A 24,083-nucleotide genomic window follows, 5' to 3' on the forward strand; every position below is an offset into this window, starting at 1 on the left:
GGGGGCGTTGAGCTATCTCGGCGAATTCGCGGCCATCATGGCCGTGTTCGCGGTGGTGATCGTGGCGCCGGGGGCGGATTTCGCCCTCGTCGTGCGCCAGAGCGTGGTGCATGGCCGCCGCGCGGCGCTGGTCACCAGCTTCGGCATCGGCGCCTCGCTCCTCTTCCACATCAGCTACACCATTCTCGGCATCGGGCTGGTGGTCTCGCAGTCGCTGGCGCTGTTCGCGCTGATCAAGTGGTGCGGTGTCGGCTATCTCATCTATCTCGGCATCCGCTCCTTCTTCGAGAAGCCGTTCAGCCTCGACGAGACGGCGCTCGCCGGCGAGGCCAAGGCGGCCCGCCGCCTGTCGCTGCCGATGTGCTTCGGCATGGGCTTCCTCACCAATGCGCTGAACCCCAAGCCGGTGCTGTTCTTCCTGTCGCTGTTCTCGGCGCTGGTCAGCCACGAGACGCCGGCCGCCGTCACCTTCCTGTATGGCATCGGCATGGCGGCGGCGCTGATCGCCTGGTTCGCCGGTGTCACGCTGTTCTTCACCAATCCCGCCGTGCGGGCACGCTTCGCCGCGGGCGGTCGCTGGTTCAACCGGATCACCGGGGCGACCTTCGTGCTGCTCGGCCTACGCCTTGCCGCCCAGAAGGCCGGCTGATCGCTTTCGGAATTCAAGGAAACCTCCATGTCCTACGACCTGATCGTCATCGGCACCGGCCCGGGCGGCTATGTCTGCGCCATCCGCGCCTCGCAGCTCGGCCTCAGGGTCGCGGTGGTGGAGAAGCGCGCCACCTTCGGCGGCACCTGCCTCAATGTCGGCTGCATCCCCTCCAAGGCGCTCTTGCACGCCTCCGAGCTGTTCGAGGAGGCCGGGCACTCCTTCGCCGCCATGGGCATCGTGGTCGACAAGCCCAAGCTGGACCTGCCGGCGCTGCTCGGCTTCAAGGACAAGGCGGTGGACGGCAACACCAAGGGTGTCGCCTTCCTGATGAAGAAGAACAAGATCGACACCTATCACGGCACCGCCACCATTGCGGCGCCCGGCAAGGTCGAGGTCGCGCTCGCCGATGGCGGCGCGCAGACGCTGGAGAGCACGGCCATCGTCATTGCCACCGGCTCGGACGTGGCCAGGCTGCCGGGCATCGAGATCGACGAGACCCGCGTGGTCTCCTCCACCGGAGCCATCGCGCTCGACAAGGTGCCCGGCAAGCTGATCGTGGTCGGCGCCGGCGTCATCGGGCTGGAGCTGGGCAGCGTGTGGCGCCGCCTCGGCGCCGAGGTCACCGTGGTCGAATATCTCGACCGCATCCTGCCGGGCATGGATGGCGAGGTCGCCAAGAGCTTCCAGCGCATCCTCGAGAAGCAGGGCATCGCCTTCAAGCTCGGCGCCAAAGTCACCGGCGTCGACACCTCCGGCGCCACGCTGAAGGCGTCGATCGAGCCCGCCGCCGGCGGCGCCGCCGAGACCCTCGAAGCCGATGTGGTGCTGGTCGCCATCGGCCGCGTCGCCTTTACCGAGGGCCTCGGCCTGGAGGCACTCGGCGTCGAGAAGGACAAGCGCGGCCGGGTGGTCACCGACCACTATTTCCGCACCAATGTCCCCGGCATCTTCGCCATCGGCGACGCCATTGCCGGCCCTATGCTGGCCCACAAGGCCGAGGATGAGGGCGTGGCGCTGGCCGAGCTGCTGGCCGGTCAGGCCGGGCATGTGAATTACGACGTCATTCCCGGCGTGGTCTACACTTCGCCGGAGGTCGCCTCGGTCGGCAAGACCGAGGAGGAGCTGAAGGCGGCGGGCGTCGATTACAAGGTCGGCAAGTTCCCCTTCCTCGCCAATGGCCGCGCCAAGGCCAACGACCAGACCGAGGGCTTCGTGAAGATCCTCGCCGACGCCGCCACCGACAAGGTGCTGGGCGCCCACATCATCGGCGTCGAGGCCGGCGAGATGATCCACGAATGCGCGGTGCTGATGGAGTTCGGCGGTTCGTCCGAGGACCTCGCCCGCACCTGCCACGCCCACCCCACCCGCTCGGAGGCGGTGAAGGAGGCGGCGATGGCGGTGGAAAAGCGCGCCATCCACATGTGAGCCGGCGGCCCGGCCCCCGGCCCTTCAACGAAAACGGCCCGGAGAGACACTCTCCGGGCCGTTCCGTTTGGCGGGGACGAGCAGGATCAGGTGCCCTGCGAACTGGTCGTCGGCTGCTTTACCGAGGCATGGCCCGGCGTGCAGTCGGCGAACGCGGCGCCCGAAACGGCCACCGTGAGGGAAAGCGCGCACAGGGCCGTCACGATCTTCTTCATGTCAGGTCTCCTCTGGCTGTTAACCGCAGTCAGTTTACGCGGGATCTCTCTGATGAAAAGCGCGGCGGAGGTGCCGGATGACCTAAAGTCAGGCAAATCCCTCCGGTCTCACGCAGGCGTGTAGGTCAGCGCCTCGATCTTCCAGCCATCGGGATCGAGCAGGAACGCCGCATAATACCCCTCGCCGTAATGCGGCCGCAGCCCCGGCGCCCCGCCGTCGCCGCCGCCATGGGTGAGGCCGGCGGCGTGAAACGCCCGCACCGCCTCACGATCCGGCGCCAGCAGGCAGAAATGGCAGCCGGGCTGTGGAGCGACCATGCCGGCGCGGCGCTGGATCCAGAACGGCGCCGACCCCGCCGCGCCGTCCGGCGAGGGCGCTTCCCCCGGCCGCCCCCAGCAGGCGGCCCCGCCGCCCGGATCCTGCGACGCGTCGTAGTAGCGTACCCGCACGAAGCCGAGCGGCGCCAGCACCGCATCGTAGAACGCCACCGAGCGCGCGAGATCGCCGACCCCGATCGACATGTGGTCGATCATCGGCAGGATCGGCTGCAGCGTCGTCGTCGGCTGATCGTCCATGCTCACCCTCCTTTGCCGCCCCTTTCGCCCAGATGCGCGCGCGGATGTGCCGCCCGCCAGCTCGCCATCAGCGCCGAGGCATCGACGGCGGCATAGATCTGCGTGGTGGAAAGCGAAGCATGGCCGAGAAGTTCCTGGATGGAGCGCAGATCGCCGCCCCGCGCCAGCAGATGCGTGGCGAAGGAGTGGCGCAGCGCATGCGGCGTCGCCGAATCCGGCAGCCCCAGCGCCCCGCGCAGCTGCTCCACCACCCGCTGCACGATGCGCGGCGACAGCGGCCCGCCCTTCTCGCCGACGAAGAGCGGCCCGCCGAGCTCCAGCGCGAACGGGCAGGCCTGCACATAGCCGGCGATCGCCTGCAGCACATTGGGCAGCACCGGCACCATGCGGGTCTTGCCGCCCTTGCCGGTGACGGTGATGTGGTCGCCCTCTCCCGGCGCCGGCATGTCCCGCCGCCGGAGGCCCAGCGCCTCGGAAATACGCAGGCCGGAGCCATAGAGCAGCGCCAGCACCGCGGCGTCGCGCTGGAGCACCCAGGTCTCGCGCGCCTCGCCGGCGCGAAGGTCGGGATCGGCGAGCCTCTTGGCGTCCGCCACCGAGATCGGTCGCGGCAGGGTGCGGGCGATGCGCGGCGCGCGCACCGCTGTCAGCGCCCCCACCTTGCCCAGCCCCTCGCGCTCCAGGTGCCGGCCGAAGGAGCGCGCAGCGGCGAGGAAGCGCATCTGCGTGCGGGGCTCGATGCCCTCCGCCCGCTTGGCCGCGATCACCGCCCGCACGTCGCGCGGAGCCAGCGCCTGGAAGGCGGCAAGGTCGGGCTGGGCATCGAGATGCCGTGCCAGATGGCCGAGGAAACCGGTCATGTCGCGGGCATAGGCTTCGCGTGTCTTGGCCGAGAGCCGCCGCTCATTGCCGAGCCGCGCCAGCCAGCCCTTCAACGCCGCCGCCACGTCCGGTGCCGCGCCGGCGAGCAGCGCCCGCTCCGCCCGCGCCGCCTTCTCGCTGTCGGTCATCGCCATGGCGCGCGGTTCCTCCTCGTTTCGCCCGGCAAACATGCCATATGTGGCTTAATGAAAGCTCCGATTCCCCGATCCTGCCGCCCGCAGCGCCATGGCTTCCGATTAAATGGCCTTTGAACCATCCGCCGACATGTTCTCCGGCGCCATCGAGACCGTCGACGTGCTGCTGCCGGTCGCGATCGGCGCGGCCTATTCCTATCGCGTGCCGGAAGGCATGCCGCTGGCGCCCGGCGACGTGGTGGTGGTGCCGCTCGGCACCCGCAACATTCTCGGCTGCGTCTGGCCGCGCGATCCTGTCGCCGCGGCGAAGCCGGTCGATCCGGCGAAGCTGAAGCCGGTGATCCGCAAATATGCCGCCCCGCCGCTGTCGGCGCAGATGATCGCCTTCATCGACTGGATGGCGGAATACACCGTCACCCCGCCCGGCATGGTGCTGCGCCTTGCGCTCCGGCATGACGAGGCCGCCGGCCCGCAGCGTGAGCGCGTCGGCGTGCGGCTCACCGATAAGCGGCCGGAGCGCCGCACCAGCGCGCGCGAGAAGGTCGTCGAGGCGCTGGCCGATGGTTTTCTGCGGCCCAAGGGAGATGCCGCTCGCGAGGCCGGCGTCTCTCCCTCGGTGGTGGACGGCCTCATCGACGAAGGGGTGCTCGAGACCGTCACCTTGCCGCCCGAACCCGCGGCCGAGCCGCCGGATCCCGATCATGCGGTGCCCGAATTGTTGCCCGGCCAGAAGGCGGCGGCGGACGTGCTGCGCCAGGCGGTGGCGGCGCACGAGTTTCGCGTGCATCTGCTGGACGGCGTCACCGGTTCCGGCAAGACCGAGACCTATTTCGAGGGTGTGGCGCAGGCGATCCGCGACGGCCGGCAGGTGCTGATCCTGATGCCGGAAATCGCGCTGACGCAGGCTTTCCTCGACCGCTTCGCCAAGCGCTTTGGCGTGGTCCCGGCGCAATGGCATTCGGCGGTCGGCAGCAAGCGCCGCGCCCGCGTCTTCGCCGGCGTCGCCTCCGGCGAGGTGAGCGTGGTGGCCGGCGCCCGCTCGGCGCTGTTCCTGCCCTACCGCGATCTCGGCCTGGTCATCGTCGATGAGGAGCATGACAGCGCCTACAAGCAGGAAGACGGCGTCCACTACCATGCCCGCGACATGGCCGTGGTGCGCGCCCGGCTCGCCGGGGCGCCGGTGGTGCTGGCCTCGGCGACGCCGTCCATCGAGACCGAGGTGAACGCCCGCCGCGGCCGCTATGTCCGCCTCGCGCTGCCCGAGCGCTTCGCCGGCACCCGCGTGCCGCGGCTGGAACCGATCGACATGCGCCGGGAAGGGCCACCCAAGGGCCGCTGGATCGCCCCGCGTCTGGTCGCCGACATCACCGACACGGTGGAACGCGGCGGGCAGGCGCTGCTGTTCCTCAACCGCCGCGGCTATGCCCCGCTCACCCTGTGCCGCTCCTGCGGCCACCGCCTGCGCTGTCCCTCCTGCTCGTCCTGGCTGGTGGAGCACCGCTTCCGCCGCCGGCTCGAATGCCATCAATGCGGCTATGCCTCGCCGGTGCCGGAGGCCTGCCCGTCCTGCCACGAGCCGAACAGCCTCATCCCCTGCGGTCCCGGCGTCGAGCGGCTGCATGAGGAAATCGCCGCGCTGCTGCCGGCCGCACGCATACAGGTGCTGTCGTCCGATCTCGCCGGCGGCGTCGAGCGATTGCGCGCCGAGATCAAGGCCATCGAGGATGGCGAAGTGGACGTCATCGTCGGCACGCAACTGGTCGCCAAGGGCCACAACTTTCCCGGCCTCGCCCTTGTCGGCGTCGTCGATGCCGATGTCGGCCTCGGCCACGGCGATCCCCGCGCCGCCGAGCGCACCTTCCAGCTGCTGCACCAGGTCGCCGGGCGCGCCGGCCGTCACAAGCTGGAAGGCCGCGCCCTGCTGCAAACCTATATGCCCGAGCACCCGGTGATGCAGGCGCTGATCGCCGGCGACCGCGACGCCTTCTACGACCGTGAGATCGGCGTGCGCGAAGAGGCCGGCCTGCCGCCCTTCGCCCGCTTCTGCGCGCTCGTGGTGTCGGCGAACGAGCAGCACGAGGCGCAGCGCCACGCCCAGGCGCTGGCCGCCGCGGCGCCGATCGCCGAGGGCGTGCGCGTGCTCGGCCCGGCCGAGGCGCCGATCTCGCTGCTGCGCGGGCGCCACCGGCTGCGATTGCTGGCCCGCTCGCCCCGCGCCTTCGACCTCTCCGCCTATGTGCGCGGCTGGATGGCGGCGGCGCCGCGCCCGCGCGGCAATGTGAAGGTGGAGATCGATATCGATCCGCAAAGCTTCCTGTGATCCGCCGGACCGCCGCAGCGCGTCATGACAGCGGCGGCGTTTCCTCACACAATGCGGCATCAGCCGCCGTCGAGTCTCTGCCGTCGCCTCAGCCGTCGCCTCTGCCGCATGGGACGCTACCCCGATGATGAGCCTTCCGTTTTTCGGCCTGTTCGCCGGGATGGCGCTCGCCATCGCCGGCTGGCGCGGCGCCGCCATGCTGGCCTGGGCGCTGTCGATGACGGTGCTGGCGCTGCTGTTCCGCCAGCACGCCACCGACGCGCTGAACATCGTGCTGTGAGATCCCTCGATGAGCACCGGCACCGCGCTGCTTGATCCTGCCCGCTCACGGCTGTTGAACACGTTCGGCCTGTTCGCCGTGGCGGCGGTGCTGCTCGTCGCCTTCCTCGACCAGATCCTCTACCGCGACCTGCCCTGCCCGCTCTGCATCCTGCAGCGGGTCGGGTTCTGCGGCGTCGGCCTCGGTCTGGTACTGAACCTGAGATTCGGGGCGCGGCCGAGCCATTACGCCGTCGCCATCCTCTCGGCGATGGCCGGGGCGCTGGTCTCGGTGCGGCAGGTGCTGCTGCACATCGTGCCCGGCACCGGCAGCTATGGCGATGCGCTGCTCGGCCTGCATTTCTATTCATGGGCGCTGCTGCTCTATGTGGCCGTCATCGGCGGCTGTGCCGTCCTGCTGCTGTTCGACCGCCAGTTCGCCATGCCGTCTCCGGACGCCCGGCCCGCCGGTACCCTCGCCATGGCGGCGCTGGTGCTGATGGCGGCGCTGACCTTCGGCAACGGCGTTTCCACCGTGCTCGAATGCGGCGCCGGCCTCTGTTCGGACGATCCGGCCGGCTATGAACTGCTGCCGGCCCGCCCCGCGACGCCCTGAGCCACACGGCCGGGCCGCGACAAGGCACCTAAGCGAAACGCGCATGCAAAGCGCGGCTGCGGCGCAATTTCGTCATATTGACCTTGGCGCGGCAGGCGCCTAGCTTCAGCGGCATGACGACCACGATGACCAGCAAGTGCATCCGCGAGGGACGGCGAATTCGCCGCCCGGCCGATTTTATCGGCCGGGTTTCCTGACCCCTGCTTGCCGATCCGATCGGCCGGGAGGTCTGACGCGCCTGCCCTTCCCTCGTCATTCGCGGACCCGCTGCCATGACAGCCCCCAGCCTGAATCACGGTCTTCTTCGCCATCGCCTCGTGGTGGAGGCCGATGCCCATCCCAATCTCATGCTCCGCCTGCTCGAACCCTTCGCCGTTCACGACGTGCAGCCGACCCGGCTGCGCATGGACGGTCCGGCCGACGGCGTCATCGACATGGCCGATCTCGGGCACATGCGCGCCGAGATCGCCTTCACCGCGCCGGTCGAGGTCGCGGAACGGCTGTGGTCGCGCATCGACGTGATGGTGCCGGTGCGCTCCTCGCATCTCGTCTCCACCGCCTTCTCGGAAGCGGCGGCCTGACACATCCATGTTCGCACAGCTCGGCGCCCAGCTTGGGAGCATCGCTTTCCTGGTGGCGCCGGTCTTCGGCCTGATCGGCCTCGGCTATGCCGCCAGCCGCGGCGGGCTGCTGCGCGAGAAGGCGGCGGAAGGCCTGTCCGAATATGTGTTCGGCCTCGCCGTGCCGGTGCTCATCTTCAAGACGCTGGCCGAGGCCGAACTGCCGGCCGAAGGCCAGCCCTGGGGCTACTGGATCGCCTATTTCGCCGGCGCCTTCACGGTGTTCGGATTGGGAATGCTCGCCGCGCGAAAACTGTTCGGCCGCGATCATACCGAGGCGGTGATCCAGGGCTTCACCTCCGGCCAGGCCAACACCGTCTTCGTCGGCGTGCCGCTCATCCTCACCGCCTTCGGCCCGGAAGGCGCTGTGCCGCTGTTCCTGCTGATCGCCATCCACCTGCCGGTGATGATGGTGGTGGCGACGGTGCTCACCGAGGGCGCCGGCTCCGGCCTCTCCCTCACCGGGCTGAAGAAGCTCGGCCGGCAGCTGGCCTTCAACCCGATCCTGCTCGGCATCTATGCCGGCGGCATCGCCAAGCTGCTGGGCTACATGCCGGGCGGACTCTTGAAGCAGACGCTCGACATGCTGGCGGCCTCCGCCTCGCCCTGCGCGCTGGTCTCGCTCGGGCTTGCCTTGCACCGCTACCCGATCCGCGGCGACCTCGCCCCGGCGGCGGTGATCACCGCGCTGAAGCTGGTGGTGCACCCGGCGCTGGTGTTCGTGCTGGTGCAGGTGCTGCCGATGCCGAAAGTATGGGCCGACGTCGCGGTGGTGTTCGCGGCGATGCCCTCGGGCATCAATGCCTATCTGCTGGCGCAGCGCTACAAGGTCGGCGTCACCGCCTCGGCGAGCGCGGTGTCGCTGTCGACCGCGCTCAGCCTCTTCACCGTCTCGCTGTGGTTCCTGATTCTCGGCGTGGGCTGACGCCGCCCGCGCCACCGACAAAAACCGGACGGCCAGGGTAAAGCCCGCCGCCGGCGGATCGGACGCCGTATGGCGGGGGTCACACGCCTGACCACGCCTGGCAAGGCCGGATCGGTGCCGGCCCCGGATCAGTTCAGCTTCATGCAGTTGGCGTAGAAGGTGGTGGTCGCCGGCCAGTCGGAGAACACGCCGATCACGCCGATCTCCCTCGCCAGCACGTCGAGCAGGCTGAGCGTGTCGCCGTCGCGGTCGGTGACCGACTTGATCGACTGGTAGTAGTAGCCGCCGCCATCCTTCAGCGGGCCGGAACGCTCCAGCGACCAGGCGATCAGCCCGAGCTTCGCCTTGTTCGCTTCCTGCGCATAGAGCGAGGGCACGATCTTGCCGTCCTTGGCGGTCACCAGCATCCACAGCGGCGGGGCCAGGATCTTCACTCCCTTGTCGGCCAGTTCCTGCATGGAGGGCTTCCAGGTCTCGGCTTTCATGTTGTCGAAGCCGGTGTCGGTCTCGTCGCGGCCGTCGAGATAGACCGCCTGGGCGCCGAAGGCCGGCTCGGCCTTCAGCCAGTACAGCACGTCGTCGAGCTGGAACGACTGGGCGTAGACGTCGCCGGGGTCGATGCCGGCGGCCTTGTATTCATTGATGAGCTGCTGGGCATAGTTCTGCTGCGTGTAGCTGCCCTCGAACGGCATGGCCACTTCCGGCGCCTTCAGCTCCGGGGTGAATTTGAGGCCGAGCGATTTGACCAGCTCGATATAGTCCTTGTGCGACATCAGCGTCGCGCGATCGACATAAAGATCGGTGCGCCAGCGCGACGTGGCGTTCATGTAGTCGGCGACATTGGTGGCGTTGGGGTTGCCGGCATCCATCTTCGGCTTCAGCGAGCGGAATTCCGCGAGCGTCAGGTCGCTGGTGCAGCATTTGGCGTTGGCCTTGCGGCCGGTGGCCGGGTCGGCCGGCTGGAAGCCCTGCGAGCACTTCGCGGCAAGTTCCGGACGGGCGAGGATGTCGGTGGTGGTGTGCAGGTCGCACTGGGCGTGGCGGCACACCAGCTCGCGGTCCTTGGTGAAGGCGACGTCGCATTCGATGACGCCGGCGCCCATCCGGGCGGCGGCGAGATAGCCCTCGCGGGTGTGCTCGGGGAATTGCAGCGGCGCACCACGATGCGAGATCGAGAAGTTCTTGGTGGTGAAGGGCCCCTTGCACTGCGCCAGCTGGTCCTTGAGCGGGCCTTCCTTCATGGTGTCGACCAGATGGAACGGGCGCGGGCCGACATCGGCAAGCCGGCTAACTTCCTGCGCGGCGAGCGGCACGACGGACAGCGAAAGCGCGAGCGCGGCGAGCGGCAGGCGGATCGACATGGACAGCGGCATTGGCGGTTTCCCTTCCCCGGCAATTGACGGCGAAGGGATAGCCGCCGCCGATGACACCGGCTTGACGCCACGCACCCGTTTCCGCAGCGGCGGCGCACGGCCGGGAGCAAGCCCCGCGGAAGCGCGCAGCACGTTGCGAAAAGAACGGCGCAGAAACGAGGAGCGAAAGCCCTTCCGATGAACCGGTCTTCGCCGAAATGGCTCTAGCCGAGTGCCATGGCCCGCACCTCGGCGGCACTCGCACCGCGCGCGCGCAGTTCGCGCAGGCTTTCCGAGCCGATCGACTTTGAAAGCTTGCGCCCTTCCGCATCCAGCACCAGGGCGTGATGGCGGTAGAGCGGTTCCGGCAGGCCGAGCAGCCGCTGGAGCAGCCGATGCACCGAGGTTGCCGCCTTCAGGTCGGTGCCGCGCACCACATGCGTCACGCCCTGCAGCGCATCGTCGACCACCACCGAGAGGTGGTAGCTGGTCGGCGTCTCCTTGCGGGCAAGGACCACGTCGCCCCAGGCGCCGGGATCGGCGGTGACCGGCTCGGTCGCGCCCCATTCCCGCCATCCCAGCCCCACGCCGGCCCGTGCCACCGCCTGCGCCATGTCGAGCCGCAAGGCGGGCGGCCTGGAATCGGACAGGGATGGGAACCCGCCCGCCGCCCGCCCGGCACGGTGCCCCGCTTCTCCGATCGCCCCGCGGGCGAAGGGAAATAGCGGCGCCCCGTCCGGGTCGCTCGGCCAGCCCGGCCGGGCGGCGACCTCGGCGCGGATCTCGGCACGGCTCTCGAAGCTGGCATAGACGAGGCCCATCGCCTCCAACCGCTCCAGCGCCGCGCGATAGGCGTCCATGTGCTCGGATTGCCGGCGCACCGGCTGCTCCCAGTCGAGGCCGAGCCAGGCGAGGTCCTCGTAGATGGCCGCCTCGTAGTTGGGCCGGCAGCGCGTGGCATCGATATTCTCGATGCGCAGCAATAGCCGCCCGCCGGTCTCCCGCGCCATCCGGGCGTTGATCAGCGCCGAGCGCGCATGGCCGAGATGGAGGTAGCCGTTCGGGCTCGGCGCGAAGCGGAAGACGGGGACGCCGGGCACCGACACGTCAGCGGGTGGCGACCACGGCAACGCCGGCGCCCACCATGACGCCGCCCGCCGTCCGGTTCACCCGCCGCATCACAGCCGGCGTGCGCAGCAACCTGCGCGCCCGGCTCGCGAGCGCCACATGGCCACCGATCACCACCGCCTCGACGACGAGGATGACGGCCCCGAGCGTCCCGAGCTGGCCGACCGTGAGCGAGGAGCCCACCACGTTCGGCAGCAGCGCCACATAGAAGAGCGGCATCTTCGGATTGCCGAGATTGAGGGCGACGCCGGTGGCGAAGATCGACAGCAGCCCCTTGCGCTCGGGCACGGGCTGCAACGCCGGAACGACCGGTTTTGCCATCCAGAGCTTGACCCCCATCCAGACCAGATACGCCGCGCCCGCATAGCGCAGCACGGTCATCACCCCGCCCATCTCGGCCGCCACGAAGGAGAGGCCGAAGGTAGCGAACGTAAGGAAGATCAGCACGCCGGCCACCGTTCCCGCCCCATAGGCGAGGCCCGACAGCGCGCCATGCGAGAGGGTGCGCGCGACGATGGTCATGTTGTCGGGGCCGGGGCTGGCGGCGAAGATGAAGAAGGCCGAGGCGAAGGCCAGCAGCGTCGAAAAATCCATGAACGTCCCCGAATCCGTGAGCGATTCCGGGGCATCAGGATAGGCGCTTTTCCGGGCTGCGGAAGCTCAGAACTGGCGGGCCACCATCATCTTCTTGATCTCGGCGATCGCCTTGGCCGGGTTCAAGCCCTTCGGGCAGGCCTTGGCGCAGTTCATGATGGTGTGGCAGCGATAGAGCCGGAACGGATCCTCGAGGTCGTCGAGCCGCTCGCCGGTCGCCTCGTCGCGTGAGTCGATCAGCCAGCGATAGGCCTGCAAGAGCGCCGCCGGGCCGAGATAGCGGTCGCCGTTCCACCAATAGCTCGGGCAGGAGGTCGAGCAGCAGGCGCAGAGGATGCATTCATACAGCCCGTCGAGCTTCTCGCGGTCCTGGCGGGCCTGCGGCCACTCCTTCTCCGGCGAGGGCGTGCGGGTGTGCAGCCACGGCTCCACCGAGGCGTGCTGGGCGTAGAACTGGGTGAGGTCCGGCACCAGGTCCTTCACCACCGGCATGTGCGGCAGCGGGTAGATGTTGACCGACTTCGCCGTCACGTCGTCCATGCTCTTGAGGCAGGCGAGCGTGTTGGTGCCGTCGATGTTCATGGCGCAGGAGCCGCAGATGCCCTCGCGGCAGGAGCGGCGGAAGGTCAGCGTCGGGTCGATCTTGTTCTTGATGTAGATCAGGCCGTCCAGCACCATCGGCCCGCAATCGTCGCGGTCGACATAATAGGTGTCGACATGCGGGTTCTTGCCGTCATCCGGGTTCCAGCGATAGATGCGGTATTCGGTCAGCCGGTTGCTGCCTTCCGGCTTCGGCCACACCGTGCCGTCGACGAGCTGGGAGTTCTTCGGAAGCGTCAGCTGGACCATGTTCGGCCTTCATCTCCGCTGGCGGCCGCTGCCGCAAGCCTGTCGGTAAATCCCGGCGACCGCTGCCGCCGGCCTGTCAGTAAACCCGCTTGCGCGGCTCGATGTACTGGATGTCGTTCGAAAGCGTGTAGGTATGCACCGGACGGTCGTCGAGCCGCACCGCGCGGGTGTCGAAATCGACGAAGGCCAGCGTGTGCTTCATCCACTTGGCGTCGTCGCGGTCCGGGAAGTCCTCGCGGGCATGGGCGCCGCGGCTCTCGGTGCGGGCCGCCGCGCTCTCCATCGTCACCGAGGCGAGGCAGATCAGGTTGTCATATTCCAGCGTCTCGATGAGGTCGGAGTTCCACACCAGCGAGCGGTCGGTGACGTCGATGTCGTCGGTGCCGGCGAACACGTCGGCGATCAGCTTGCGGCCTTCCTCCAGCACCTCGCCGGTGCGGTAGACGGCGCAGTTGTTCTGCATCACCTTCTGCATGGAAAGCCGCAATTCGGCGGTCGGCGTGCCGCCGGCGGCGTTGCGGAAATGGTCGAGCCGCGACAGCGCCAGCTCGGCCGAATTGGCCGGCAGCTCGCGCTGCTTGTCGCCCGGCGTGAGCAGCTCGGCGCAGCGCAGCGCCGCGGCGCGGCCGAACACCACGAGGTCGGTAAGCGAGTTGGAGCCGAGCCGGTTGGCGCCGTGGATCGAGACGCAGGCGCATTCGCCCACCGCCATCAGGCCGGGCACCACATGGTCGGGGTTGCCGTCCTTCTTGGTGACGACCTCGCCGTGGAAGTTGGTGGGAATGCCGCCCATGTTGTAGTGCACGGTCGGCAGCACCGGGATCGGCTCCTTGGTCACGTCGACGCCGGCGAAGATCTTAGCGCTCTCGGAGATGCCCGGCAGGCGCTCATGCAGGATCGCCGGGTCGAGATGGTCGAGGTGCAGGAAGATGTGGTCCTTGTTCTTGCCGACGCCGCGGCCCTCGCGGATCTCCATGGTCATGGAGCGCGAGACGACGTCGCGCGAGGCGAGATCCTTGGCGGAGGGGGCGTAGCGCTCCATGAAGCGCTCGCCCTCGGCATTGGTGAGGTAGCCGCCCTCGCCGCGCGCGCCTTCGGTGATCAGGCAGCCCGAGCCGTAAATGCCGGTCGGGTGGAACTGCACGAACTCCATGTCCTGCAGCGGCAGGCCGGCGCGCAGCACCATGGCGTTGCCGTCGCCGGTACAGGTGTGGGCGGAGGTGGCGGAGAAATAGGCGCGGCCATAGCCGCCGGTGGCGAGGATCACCGTCTGCGCCCGGAAGCGGTGGAGGGTGCCGTCGTCCATCTTCAGCGCGACGATGCCGCGGCACCGGCCGTCCTCGTCCATGATCAGGTCGAGGGCGAAATATTCGATGAAGAACTCGGCATTGTGCTTCAGCGCCGCGCCGTAGAGCGTGTGCAGGATGGCGTGGCCGGTACGGTCGGCGGCGGCGCAGGTGCGCTGCGCCGGCGTCTTGCCGTAGTCGATGGTCATGCCGCCGAACGGGCGCTGGTAGATCTTCCCGGCCTCGGTGCGCGAGAACGGCACGCCCCAGTGCTCCAGCTCGTAGACGGCGGCCGGCGCGTGGCGCACCAGGTATTCGATGGCGTCCTGGTCGCCCAGCCAGTCCGACCCCTTGACGGTGTCGTACATGTGGAAGCGCCAGTCGTCGACGCCCATATTGCCGAGCGAGGCGGCGATGCCGCCCTGCGCCGCCACGGTATGCGAGCGGGTGGGGAACACCTTGGTGACGCAGGCGGTGCGCAGGCCGGCCTCCGAGCAGCCGACCACCGCGCGCAGGCCGGCGCCGCCGGCGCCGACGACCACCACGTCATAGGTGTGGTCGGTGATCGGGTAGGCGCCGTTCAGATGGGCCGCATGCGGGGTGCCGCCATTGGCGGATCCGTTTGCAGAGTGCGTCTCGGCCATGAAACTCAGCCTCCGAAGCTGATCTTGAGGATCGCGAACACCCCGGCGCAGCCCATGGCGGCACAGAAGAAGGTGTTGGCGACGAGCGAGAGCACCTTGGCGCCCTCCCCATGCACGTAGTCCTCGATCACCACCTGCATGCCGGCACGCATATGGGTGGTGATGGAAACGATGGCCAGGATGAGGATGATCGCCACGACCGGGTGGCCGATGGTGGCCAGCACCCGCTCGGGGCTCTCGCCGGCGACGCAGATCAGCACCGCGAGAAACGCAAGGGTCAGCGGCACATTGGCGAGCGCGGTCACGCGCTGCAGCCAGAAATGATGGGTGCCGGAATGGGCGGCGCCGAGGCCGGCGACACGGCGGCGCGGCGTGCGCAGCGAGGAGCCCGGAAAATCGGAAGATCCGCTCATGCCCTCAGCCCTTCACCGCGTAGATGGCGATCCAGAGCAGCACCGTCAGCGCCACCGAGCCGCCGATGGTCAGCTTGGCCATCAGTTCGCGGGCCTGCGGCCCGAAGCCGTGGCCCATGTCCCAGATGAAGTGGCGAATGCCGCCCAGCATGTGGTGCAGCAGCGCCCAGCTGAAGCCGAACAGCGCGATGAGGCCGATCCAGCTGCCATAGACGGCGTTCACCGTGGCGAAGGCGGCGTCGGAGCTTGCCGCCGCCACCAGCCAGACGATCAGCAGGAAGGTGCCGAAATAAAGCGCCACGCCGGTGATGCGGTGCACGATGGACATCATCATCGTGAGCATCGGCCGGTAGATCTGGAGATGCGGCGAAAGCGGCCGTCGGGCAGCGCCCTGCATGTCGGACATCGCGGGGTCCTTCAGTCTATGCGGTGTGCGTAGCGGAAACGATAGCAGTTCGCAATCATTCCAAAGGCGACGTCTATAGGTTTTTGGGTGCGTCGCAGCAAGCGGAACCTATCGTCGCGGGCCGGTCTTGTCAGGAGGCAATCGCGCCGGTCACCGACGATTAACCATCTTTGCCATCTAATTGACGGAATGGCGGCGTCAATGACCGCCGGATGGTGCGCGAGCGAGGGCCGGCATGCGGCTTGCAGTATTTGCCCGGCTGTCGGGAATAAGCCGATTCGTTGTCGCGGTGGCGGCGTTGCTGGTGGCTCCGGCCCTGCTGGGCCCGTTCGCGGCGGCGCAGGCGCAGCAGCGCTCCCTTGCCTTCCAGGGCACGACGCGCGACTATATCCTGCATGTTCCGAAGAATATGCCGCCCGGCCCCCGGCCGCTGGTCATCGCCCTGCATGGTGCGCTGCAATCGGCCGGCATCATGCAGCGTTACCTCGATCTCGACGCGGTCGCCGATCGCGAGGGCTTCGTCGTCGCCTATCCCAAGGGCATCAATCTGATCTGGAACGACGGCCGCGCTTCCGTTGCCGGCTTCCTGCCTATCATCCACGCCCGCGACGATGCCGGCTTCGTGCTGGCGGTGCGCGACCAGCTCGTCGCCGAGGGTCTGGCCGATCCCGGCCGCGCCTATCTGATGGGCTTTTCCAATGGCGGCTTCCTCACCGCCTTCATCGCCTGCCGCCATGCCGATGGCTTCGCGGCCTTCGCCACCATGATGATGACCGTTCCGGTCGGCTATGCGGAAAGCTGCAAGCCGTCCCGGCCGGTGCCGATCCTGATGATGAACGGCACCTATGATCCCATCGTGCCGATGTTCGGCCGTCCGACCCCCGGCGCCCGGCTGATGTCGGCGCGGGAGAGCGCCCAGCTTTTCGCCCGCATCGACGGCTGCGCGTCGCCCGAGGTCAGCGAGGCGCCGAACGCCCTGGTCTTCCGCTTCAACAGCTGCGCCGGCGGGGCGGCGGTCGCCTATTACGAGATTGCCGGCGGCCACCAGCCGCCCGCCCAGTCCGTCGATGCCGGCGACGCCCTCGCCGCGCTGCTGCTCGGGCCGCGCCGCAGCGGCATCGATGCGCCCAACGAGATCTGGTCGTTCTTCAAGCGCTATGGCACGCCCGGCCAGCCGGTTCCGGACGCGGCGGCGCCCGGCATCGCCGGCACTCCCGCGGCCGGCACCCGGGTCGCCGGCCGGCTGGCGGTCGCCGAACCGCTGCCGCTGCGCCCGGCTGCGACGGGGGCCGGGGCGGCCCGGCCGGGCACCGCCCGCCCCGCCGCGACGCTCGCCAGCGTGCCGCTGCCGATGGCGTCGCCGCTGCGCCGCAAGTCCGCCAGCGCCGAATGACGGGATAAATGCCGCTCCCGCCATGGTTTCGCCGCGAGACGGCGATTTACATCCCTCGCGCCGCTTCGGCGGCGCCGGGTTGACGCCGCGTTGCCGGGACGGCATCGTCCCGCCCGCCGCGACATGGCGGGAATACCGTCTGGCGCGAGGGACGTCCGGCCAACGGACGCGGGATTTCTGAGTGGCGGCCTGGGAGCGCCGCGAGACACGGGGATAGAATCTATTGGTGGAGACGCGGCTCGGACCAAACGGCCTGCGACGGTGGCGCGGCGCGGCGGTCGATCTCGGCGACGAGCCGCCGCTGGGCGTTGATGGCGATACCGAAGAGCCGATCAACCGCCGCCGCATCTCCATACGCTGGCTGATGGCCACCCTGCTCACCGGCATTTGCGGCGCCGCGCTGATGGGCGGCGCGGTCTACGCCGCGCTCGACAACGAATACCGCTTCGCCCAGTCGCCCGAGACGGTGCGTTCCGCCCTGCGCGGGGCGCTGGCCGCCGGCGAGCGGCCGTCCAACGTCGCCCGCAAGGGCGACCGCATGTCGATCATCAATGAGAGCTTCAACGCCCGCCAGACCCTGCGCCTGTCCACCACCACCAAGGATGGCGACCGCGAGGTGATCAAGGTGCGGGCGGTGACGCGGGTGAACACCAATCTCGCCCAGTCGGTCACCTCGGTCTCGTCCGACGTGCCGCGCTTCAACCCGGCCAAGCTGATCGCCGACACCTCCTCGGACGACCAGGGCGACGACACGCCGCAGGCCGAGCCCACCGGCGAGCTCACCCTGACGATGCGCGACCTCGCCAGCCTGCCGCCCTCGACGAAGTTCGCGGCCGAGCTGCCGATGGAAGACGTGCTGATGAAGGTGCGGGAAACCGCCGAGTTCAGCATGCCGCTCACCGAAGCTGCGGTGCCGGCGCTGGCGAGCTTCGGCGGCGGCGCCCTCGGCTATGCTCCCGCCAATGCCCCGGCCGACCCGGCGGCACAGGCGAACACGCCGGACAATATGAGCGCCTTCGGCAAGTCTGCCACCGAAGCCTCCGGCGGCAATGAGTGGACCGAACGCGCCGTCGTCACCAAGAAGGGCGACAGCATCGCCTCCATCCTCAAGGATCTCGGGGTCGCCGAGGTTTCCGCCAAGGCCGCCGCCGCCGCCTTCGCCACGCCGGAGCTGCGCGGCCAGCTTACCCCCGGCCTGAGGCTGCGGGTGCTGCTCGATCCGTCGGCCGGCGCCTCGGTGCCGCTGCGCGTCGGCGTGTTCAGCGATCAGGGCCATGAGGGCACCATCGCGCTCTCCGACATGGGTACCTTCCTCGCCGTGGAGGAGCCCAACGAGGTCGAGGTCGCCGACATGCCCTCCGACGATGCCGACGAGGAGAGCGGCGGGCGCGGCGGCATCACGCTCTATGAGAGCATCTGGGAGACCGCGTTGCGGCACGACGTGCCGCGCCCGGTGGTCGAGAACCTGATCCGCATCTATTCCTTCGACATCGACTTCCAGCGCCGGGTGCGGGCGGGCGACAGCTTCGAGGTGCTGTTCGATCCCGAAGAGGGCGGCGGCACCGCCGGTGTGCTCTATGCCGGCCTCACCGTCGGCGGCGAGGAGCGGCGCTACTACCGCTACCAGACGCCGGACGACAACGTGCTCGATTTCTATGACGAGACCGGCAAGAGCGCGAAGAAGTTCCTGGTCCGCAAGCCCATCGCCGGCGGCACGCTGCGCTCGGGCTTCGGCATGCGCCGCCACCCGATCCTCGGCTTCTCGCGCATGCATTCCGGCGTGGATTGGGCCGATCGCGTCGGCACGCCGATCTATGCCGCCGGCAACGGCATCATCAAGAAGGCCGGCTGGAGCTCGGGCTATGGTCGCCACACGGAAATCCAGCACGCCAACGGCTATGTGACCACCTACTCGCACCAGTCCGGCTTCGCCAAGGGCATCCGCGAGGGCGTGCGCGTGCGCCAGGGCCAGCTCATCGGCTATCTCGGCTCCTCCGGCCTCTCCACCGGCCCGCACCTGCATTACGAGGTGCTGGTGAACGGCCGCTTCGTCGATCCGATGCGCGTGCGCCTGCCGCGCGGCCGCGCGCTCGACGGCAAGGTCCTCGCCGATTTCGATGGCGAGCGCTCGCGCATCGACACGCTGCTGAACCACAGCGCCAGCCCCAAGGTCGCCGGCACGGGCCGCGGCGACGACGCCACCAACTGAGCCTCGCCATGGCCGCCACGCCCCTCCTCGACGGCCCGCGCCTTTCCCCCCGATCCGGCGGCGCCCCCGATTCGCTGGTGGTGCTGCTGCACGGCTATGGCGCCGACGGGCGCGATCTCATCGATCTCGGCGAATTGTGGGGCGAGAAGCTGCCGCGCACCGCCTTCGTCTCGCCGCACGCACCCGAGCCACTTGGCATCGCGCCGGTCGGCCGCCAGTGGTTCGCCTATGTCGAGCGCAACGACCGCGAGCGCTGGGCCGGCGTGCAGTCGGCCCATGCCGCGCTCGACGCCTTCCTCGACGCCGAGCTTGCCCGCCACCGCCTGCCGCCCGGCCGGCTGGCGCTGGTCGGCTTCAGCCAGGGCACGATGATGGCGCTGCACACCGGCCTCGCCCGGCGCGAGACGCTGGCCGGCATCCTCGGCTATTCCGGCCTGCACGCGGTGCCGCAAGGCCGCGCCGGCGACATTGCCGGCTCGGTGATCGCCAGCCGCCCGCCGGTGCTGCTGATCCATGGCGATGCCGACGAGGTCATCCCGCCGCAGGCGCTGCCGCGCGCGCTGGAGAGCCTGAAGGCCGCCGGCGTCCCGGTGCGCGGGCATCTGGCGCGCGGCCTCGGCCACGGCATCGACAGCGAGGGCCTGCTGCTCGGCGGTGCCTTCCTGGCCGAGTGCCTGCCGCCGCTCCGCTAAGCCCGGCCGGCGTCCCCGCCGGCGCCATTCGTGAAGCCGGTGCCGCATTGCGGTGCTTCACAAGACTGACACGCTACCTATAGACTATCGCCGTGCGTCCCACGGCGCCGAGCCGTCGTGAGTCGCTCCGGTAGAGGAGCAAGTGCTTGACGGCGACTTTGTCTCCAGGTGCCTGGCCCGCCCTCGTGCTCAATGCGGATTACCGCCCGTTGAGCTATTACCCCCTCTCGGTCTGGTCGTGGCAGGACGCCATCAAGGCGGTGTTCCTCGATCGGGTGAACATCGTCGAATATTACGAACGGCAGGTCTCCAGCGCGCAGTTCCAGATGCGGCTGCCGAGCGTCGTCTCGCTCAAGAGCTTCATCCGCCCGTCGCGCCAGCCGGCCTTCACCCGCTTCAACGTCTTCCTGCGCGACCGCTTCACCTGCCAGTATTGCGATTCGCGCGAGGACCTCACCTTCGACCACGTCATCCCCCGCTCGCGCGGCGGGCAGACCACCTGGGAGAACGTGGTCGCGGCCTGCTCGCCCTGCAATCTGCGCAAGGGCAGCCTGATGCCGGCGGAGGCGAGGATGGTGCCGCGCCAGAAGCCGTTCCAGCCGGCGGTGTTCGATCTGCATCAGAACGGCCGGCATTTCCCGCCCAACTACCTGCATGAAAGCTGGGTCGATTATCTCTACTGGGATACCGAACTCGACCCGTGAGGCCGGCGGATGCCGGCCCTTCGCGGCCGGGTCAGGCCCGCCGGCTCACGCCCCACGCCGCCACCAGCGTCAGGGTGGCGGCGATCAGCACGTTCCAGCCGGCCAGCGACAGCCCGAGCCAGCGCCACGGCGCCTCGTCGCAGCGCACCACCCGCGCCTGCTGAAGATCCTGCAAAAGATTGGCCGAGGTGGCCGGCGCGCCGCCGGAGCAGGCGGTCGGCCCCTGCCACCAGTGCCATTCGACACCGGCATGGTAGAGCGCCAGCCCGAAGCCGATCAGCATCAGCAGGCCGAGCAGCATCACCCCCGCGCGCGCCAGCCGCGGATGGCCCTGCCGCGCCACCATCGCCACCACCAGCCCCAGCGGCACCGCCGCGTAATAGGGCAGCCGCTGCTCCAGGCAGAGCGGGCACGGCGCCAGCCCGATCACCAGCTGGAAGAACCAGGCGCCGGCGAGCGTCGCCGCCGCGCCGGCGGCGATGATCAGCGCCGCCAGCGCCGGCGGAGGGGGAGAGCCGGCGGGCGCATCGAGGCTGGACAGATCGGAATTCGGCATCTCGGGGCTCCGCGATTGGGCGCGCTCTCCTTAAAGCCGTTTTGGCTGCCGGGAAATCGCCGTCATGGCCAGGAAGGCGCGCAAATCCAGCGCGCCGCTTGCGGCGCGGCATCTGCGGCGATCACAGTTTGGCGACCAGCCCGCCGCGCCGGCCACCTTACCCATCGGCATCGGCGAGCGCGAATCGCAAGGCCCGCGTCAGCGCCGGCGCCACCACCGAGGCATGGTCCTCGCCGGCCAGGCATTCGAACTCGGCTGCGCCGCGCCCGGCAAGTGCCGCCCGTGCCTGTTCGACGAAGGCCCGCGCCCGGTGCACCATCGCCCGGCGGGCGCGCCGCTCGGCGATCGCCTCAGCGCCCGGCCGCCCTTTGAGCCAGGGCGCCAGCTGCTGCTCCCATTCGCCGACGATGATGGAGAGCCGCGGCGCTCCGCGCAGCTGCGACAGTCCCGCGAGCAGCCGGGCCTCATCCCACCAGATCGACGGGCTGATCGCCACATAGGCCGCGAAGGCCGCGCTGTCGCGGCCGAATACGTCGAGCACGAAGCCGCCGGCCAGCGAATGGCCGACCACCACCTGCCGCCCGGCATCGACCGGCGCCCGCGCCGCGATCGCCGGCTTCAGCTGATTGAGGAGAAAGGCCAGGAAGCCGTCGCGCCCCCCGGTGGCGCCGGCCGCGGCGGCGGCACTGCCCGCCATGCCGGCGTCGCCCGGCGCCTCGCGGCCCGGCCCGCCGGTGTAGTCGAAGGTCCGCCGCGCGCGGTCATAGAGGCCTTCGGCCGGGTGGCCGATGCCCACCAGCACCATCGGGCCGATGCCGGTCCCGGCCGGCCGCTCGGCACCGCGCCGCTGCGCCTCCACCAGCGTCGCGAAGCTCGCATTGGCGTCGAGCAGATAGAGCACCGGGAAGCCTCCCGGCGGTGCCGGCCCCTTGGGCAGGGCCAGGAAGATGCGATAGGGCGCCCCGCCGCCAGACGGCGCGAGGTCGAACCAGCAACTGTCCTCGATGACGATGCCCGGTTGCATCCGCCTCATTCGCCTCCGCCGATCCGCCTCGGGCATCTAAACCACCGCCCGGCCATTGCAAGCAAGGCCGACAACACTGAAACGATTCTAATTTATCCAATGGGACCAGAAGCTTGACCGGCCCGAACGGCTCGGGCATGAACCGGGTTCGCCGCCGCGATACCCGGCCGCCCGCGCCCCATGGCCCGCAGCGTCGCGCAATGCGGCGAGGGCGAGGCCAAGGGCGAGGCCAAGTGGGACGGATATGACCGGATTGTCGCCGCAGGCCCCGCCGGGGCAGAGCCTCCCGCACACGCCGCCCCCCGCGGCAATTGGCGGCGCAGCTCTTGGCGGCGCAAATCTTGGCAGCGCAAATCTTGGCAGCGCAACCCTCGGCGACACCATCGATGCCTACGCCCGCCGCCAGCGCCGGCGGCTCGCCCTTCTCGCCGGCCTGCTCGCCATCATGGCGGTTGGGATGCTGGTCGACATCGCCACCGGCCCTTCCGGCCTGTCGATCGGCACCGTCATCCAGACCCTGCTCGATCCCGCCGCCGCCGATGCCGGCACCCGGGTCATCGTGTGGGAGGTGCGGCTGCCGGCGGCGCTGATGGCGGTGCTGGTGGGCGCGGCGCTGGCGCTTGCCGGCGCCGAGATGCAGACCATCCTCAACAACCCGCTGGCCAGCCCCTTCACCCTCGGCGTCTCCTCTGCCGCCGCCTTCGGCGCCGCGCTGTCCATCGTGCTCGGCCTCGCCATTCCCGGCCTGCCGGGAAACTGGAACCTGCCGCTCTTCGCCTTCCTGCTCGCCTTCGGCTCGGTGCTGCTGCTGCAGGCGCTCGCCCGCATGCGCGGCACCGGGGTGGAGACGCTGGTGCTGTTCGGCATCGCCATGGTGTTCACCTTCAATGCGCTGGTGGCGCTGGTGCAGTTCGTCGCCAGCCAGGAAGCGCTGCAGCAGCTGGTGTTCTGGTCGATGGGCTCGCTCGCCCGCGCCACCTGGGCCAAGCTCGGCGTGCTGGCGGTGGTGCTCGCCATCGTCGTGCCCTTCGCCCTGCGCGACAGCTGGCGGATGACCGCGCTGCGCCTCGGCGAGGACCGGGCGCGCAGCTTCGGCATCGCGCTCGGCCGCCTGCGCTTCGCCTCGCTGCTGCGGGTGAGCCTGCTCGCCGGCACCTGCGTCGCCTTCGTCGGCACCATCGGCTTCATCGGGCTGGTCGCTCCGCACATTTCCCGGCTGCTGGTCGGCGAGGATCACCGCTTCCACCTGCCGGCGAGCGCGCTGACCGGCGCCGGGCTGATGTCGCTCGCCTCCGTCGCCAGCAAGCTGATCGTGCCCGGCACGCTGCTGCCGGTCGGCATCGTCACCTCCCTTATCGGAATACCTTTCTTCATAGCACTCGTCCTGTCGCGGCGGGAGCGGTTGTGATGGCGGCCGCCTCGCGACTGGACCTCGCCGGCCTCGCCGTCGGCTATGGCGCGCGCCGGATCATCGACGGGCTGGACTTGAGCGGCATTCTGGCCTCATCGGTCACCGCACTGGTCGGACCGAACGCCGCCGGCAAGACCACCTTGCTGCGCGCCATGGCCGGGCTGATTCCATCCCGCGGTTCGATCCGGCTCGATGGCCGCGAGCTGTCCGGCCTCGATCCGGCCAGCTATGCGCGCGAGGTTGCCTATATGCCGCAGACGCTGCCGCCGCGCGTCTCGCTCTCGGTGTTCGAAGCGACGCTGAGCGCGCTGCAGTCGACACCTTCCGCGCAAGACCCTGATCCAAAACAGAAATCTCTCGCCGTGCTGCGCCGTCTCGGCATTGCGGATCTCGCCATGCGCGGCCTCGACGAGCTCTCCGGCGGCCAGCGTCAGCTCGCGGGTCTCGCCCAATGCCTGGTGCGCCAGCCCCGGGTGCTGCTGCTCGACGAGCCCACCAGCGCGCTCGACATCCGCCACCAGCTCACCGTGATGAAGCTGGCCGGCGAGGTCGCCCGCGAGCGGGGCATCGTGGTGGTGGTAGTGCTGCACGACATCGCCCTCGCCGCCCGCTGGTGCGACCGGATTGTCGTTTTATCTCAGGGACATATTGTCTCCGACGGCGCGCCGGCCCAGGCCATCACCCCGGCGATGCTGGCCGGCGTATATGGCGTAGAGGCCCGTGTCGAGCGCTGCTCGCACGGCTTCGTGCAGGTGATGGTCGACGCGGTCAGGGATGGCTCGGCGCCGGGCGGCTGATC

25 protein-coding genes are annotated in these 24,083 nt (G+C 69.5%); 13 read left to right on the top strand and 12 right to left on the bottom strand.

Annotated elements, in window-relative coordinates; genetic code table 11:
• The first annotated feature begins 7 nt into the window (after positions 1–7).
• Positions 8–649, top strand: coding sequence for a LysE family transporter (locus J2X65_RS16090; protein WP_404977730.1), 642 nt, complete (start codon positions 8–10; stop codon positions 647–649).
• A gap of 27 nt (positions 650–676) precedes the next feature.
• On the top strand, positions 677–2,077 hold the full coding sequence (gene lpdA, locus J2X65_RS16095; RefSeq protein WP_310202816.1) for a dihydrolipoyl dehydrogenase: 1,401 nt from the start codon (positions 677–679) through the stop codon (positions 2,075–2,077).
• Positions 2,078–2,163: 86 nt separating this feature from the next.
• On the opposite strand, the gene J2X65_RS16100 is transcribed toward lpdA, so the two are convergent.
• The 3 genes from J2X65_RS16100 to J2X65_RS16110 form a co-directional block, all read right to left on the bottom strand.
• Positions 2,164–2,292, bottom strand: coding sequence for a hypothetical protein (locus J2X65_RS16100; RefSeq protein WP_271180500.1), 129 nt, complete (start codon positions 2,290–2,292; stop codon positions 2,164–2,166).
• Between the two features lie 108 nt (positions 2,293–2,400).
• Positions 2,401–2,826, bottom strand: a complete 426-nt coding sequence (locus J2X65_RS16105) for a VOC family protein (protein ID WP_310203135.1) — start codon at positions 2,824–2,826, stop codon at positions 2,401–2,403.
• A 44-nt stretch (positions 2,827–2,870) separates the two neighbouring features.
• A complete protein-coding gene (locus J2X65_RS16110; RefSeq protein WP_310202818.1) occupies positions 2,871–3,884 on the bottom strand; it encodes a tyrosine recombinase XerC in 1,014 nt (337 codons plus the stop codon).
• A gap of 106 nt (positions 3,885–3,990) precedes the next feature.
• Between J2X65_RS16110 and J2X65_RS16115 the strand changes: the two genes are divergently transcribed.
• The 5 genes from J2X65_RS16115 (at position 3,991) to J2X65_RS16135 (ending at position 8,623) form a co-directional block, all read left to right on the top strand.
• On the top strand, positions 3,991–6,204 hold the full coding sequence (locus tag J2X65_RS16115; RefSeq protein WP_310202821.1) for a primosomal protein N': 2,214 nt from the start codon (positions 3,991–3,993) through the stop codon (positions 6,202–6,204).
• 124 nt (positions 6,205–6,328) lie between these two features.
• A complete protein-coding gene (locus J2X65_RS16120; RefSeq protein WP_310202823.1) occupies positions 6,329–6,484 on the top strand; it encodes a DUF5993 family protein in 156 nt (51 codons plus the stop codon).
• A 9-nt stretch (positions 6,485–6,493) separates the two neighbouring features.
• Positions 6,494–7,078 carry a disulfide bond formation protein B gene (locus J2X65_RS16125; RefSeq protein ID WP_310202825.1) on the top strand — a complete coding sequence of 195 codons (585 nt, stop codon included), beginning with the start codon at positions 6,494–6,496 and terminating at the stop codon, positions 7,076–7,078.
• Positions 7,079–7,350: 272 nt separating this feature from the next.
• Positions 7,351–7,659 carry a hypothetical protein gene (locus J2X65_RS16130; RefSeq protein WP_310202827.1) on the top strand — a complete coding sequence of 103 codons (309 nt, stop codon included), beginning with the start codon at positions 7,351–7,353 and terminating at the stop codon, positions 7,657–7,659.
• A 7-nt stretch (positions 7,660–7,666) separates the two neighbouring features.
• The gene (locus J2X65_RS16135; RefSeq protein WP_310202828.1) at positions 7,667–8,623 is read left to right on the top strand and encodes an AEC family transporter; all 957 of its coding nucleotides are present in this window, start codon (positions 7,667–7,669) and stop codon (positions 8,621–8,623) included.
• A 128-nt stretch (positions 8,624–8,751) separates the two neighbouring features.
• Here the strand turns inward: J2X65_RS16135 and J2X65_RS16140 are convergent, their stop codons facing one another.
• The 7 genes from J2X65_RS16140 to sdhC form a co-directional block, all read right to left on the bottom strand.
• Entirely contained in the window at positions 8,752–9,996 is a 1,245-nt protein-coding gene (locus J2X65_RS16140; protein ID WP_404977731.1) for a glycerophosphodiester phosphodiesterase family protein, read from the bottom strand.
• Positions 9,997–10,199: 203 nt separating this feature from the next.
• Complete coding sequence (gene gluQRS / locus J2X65_RS16145; RefSeq protein ID WP_310202830.1) at positions 10,200–11,075, bottom strand: tRNA glutamyl-Q(34) synthetase GluQRS; 876 nt, start codon at positions 11,073–11,075, stop codon at positions 10,200–10,202.
• A 7-nt stretch (positions 11,076–11,082) separates the two neighbouring features.
• Entirely contained in the window at positions 11,083–11,697 is a 615-nt protein-coding gene (locus tag J2X65_RS16150; RefSeq protein WP_310202833.1) for a LysE family translocator, read from the bottom strand.
• 66 nt (positions 11,698–11,763) lie between these two features.
• On the bottom strand, positions 11,764–12,546 hold the full coding sequence (locus J2X65_RS16155) for a succinate dehydrogenase iron-sulfur subunit (RefSeq protein WP_310202835.1): 783 nt from the start codon (positions 12,544–12,546) through the stop codon (positions 11,764–11,766).
• A 76-nt stretch (positions 12,547–12,622) separates the two neighbouring features.
• A complete protein-coding gene (gene sdhA, locus J2X65_RS16160; RefSeq protein WP_310202837.1) occupies positions 12,623–14,476 on the bottom strand; it encodes a succinate dehydrogenase flavoprotein subunit in 1,854 nt (617 codons plus the stop codon).
• A gap of 5 nt (positions 14,477–14,481) precedes the next feature.
• Positions 14,482–14,889 (bottom strand): succinate dehydrogenase, hydrophobic membrane anchor protein, encoded by a 408-nt coding sequence (gene sdhD / locus J2X65_RS16165; RefSeq protein WP_310202839.1) that lies wholly within the window; start codon positions 14,887–14,889, stop codon positions 14,482–14,484.
• Between the two features lie 4 nt (positions 14,890–14,893).
• A complete protein-coding gene (gene sdhC, locus J2X65_RS16170; RefSeq protein WP_404977732.1) occupies positions 14,894–15,295 on the bottom strand; it encodes a succinate dehydrogenase, cytochrome b556 subunit in 402 nt (133 codons plus the stop codon).
• 235 nt (positions 15,296–15,530) lie between these two features.
• Between sdhC and J2X65_RS16175 the strand changes: the two genes are divergently transcribed.
• From J2X65_RS16175 to J2X65_RS16190, 4 genes are all read left to right on the top strand, one after another.
• Complete coding sequence (locus tag J2X65_RS16175) at positions 15,531–16,688, top strand: PHB depolymerase family esterase (protein WP_310202841.1); 1,158 nt, start codon at positions 15,531–15,533, stop codon at positions 16,686–16,688.
• A 226-nt stretch (positions 16,689–16,914) separates the two neighbouring features.
• Positions 16,915–18,897, top strand: a complete 1,983-nt coding sequence (locus J2X65_RS16180; protein WP_310202843.1) for a M23 family metallopeptidase — start codon at positions 16,915–16,917, stop codon at positions 18,895–18,897.
• 8 nt (positions 18,898–18,905) lie between these two features.
• On the top strand, positions 18,906–19,589 hold the full coding sequence (locus J2X65_RS16185; RefSeq protein ID WP_310202846.1) for a dienelactone hydrolase family protein: 684 nt from the start codon (positions 18,906–18,908) through the stop codon (positions 19,587–19,589).
• A gap of 146 nt (positions 19,590–19,735) precedes the next feature.
• Positions 19,736–20,293, top strand: coding sequence for an HNH endonuclease (locus J2X65_RS16190; RefSeq protein ID WP_310202848.1), 558 nt, complete (start codon positions 19,736–19,738; stop codon positions 20,291–20,293).
• 31 nt (positions 20,294–20,324) lie between these two features.
• Here J2X65_RS16190 and J2X65_RS16195 read toward each other — a convergent pair whose 3' ends face one another.
• Both J2X65_RS16195 and J2X65_RS16200 read right to left on the bottom strand, forming a co-directional pair.
• A complete protein-coding gene (locus J2X65_RS16195) occupies positions 20,325–20,849 on the bottom strand; it encodes a disulfide bond formation protein B (protein WP_310202850.1) in 525 nt (174 codons plus the stop codon).
• Between the two features lie 157 nt (positions 20,850–21,006).
• Positions 21,007–21,882, bottom strand: a complete 876-nt coding sequence (locus J2X65_RS16200; RefSeq protein WP_310202852.1) for an alpha/beta hydrolase-fold protein — start codon at positions 21,880–21,882, stop codon at positions 21,007–21,009.
• A 235-nt stretch (positions 21,883–22,117) separates the two neighbouring features.
• On the opposite strand from J2X65_RS16200, the gene J2X65_RS16205 reads away from it, so the two are divergent.
• Positions 22,118–23,281 (top strand): iron ABC transporter permease, encoded by a 1,164-nt coding sequence (locus J2X65_RS16205; RefSeq protein WP_310202854.1) that lies wholly within the window; start codon positions 22,118–22,120, stop codon positions 23,279–23,281.
• Positions 23,281–24,081 carry an ABC transporter ATP-binding protein gene (locus J2X65_RS16210; protein WP_310202857.1) on the top strand — a complete coding sequence of 267 codons (801 nt, stop codon included), beginning with the start codon at positions 23,281–23,283 and terminating at the stop codon, positions 24,079–24,081. The genes J2X65_RS16205 and J2X65_RS16210 overlap by 1 nt, the downstream gene beginning before the upstream one ends.
• Positions 24,082–24,083 lie beyond the last annotated feature (2 nt).

It is taken from the genome of Ancylobacter sp. 3268 (assembly GCF_031456575.1).
In the GTDB taxonomy this organism is placed as follows: Bacteria; Pseudomonadota; Alphaproteobacteria; order Rhizobiales; family Xanthobacteraceae; genus Ancylobacter.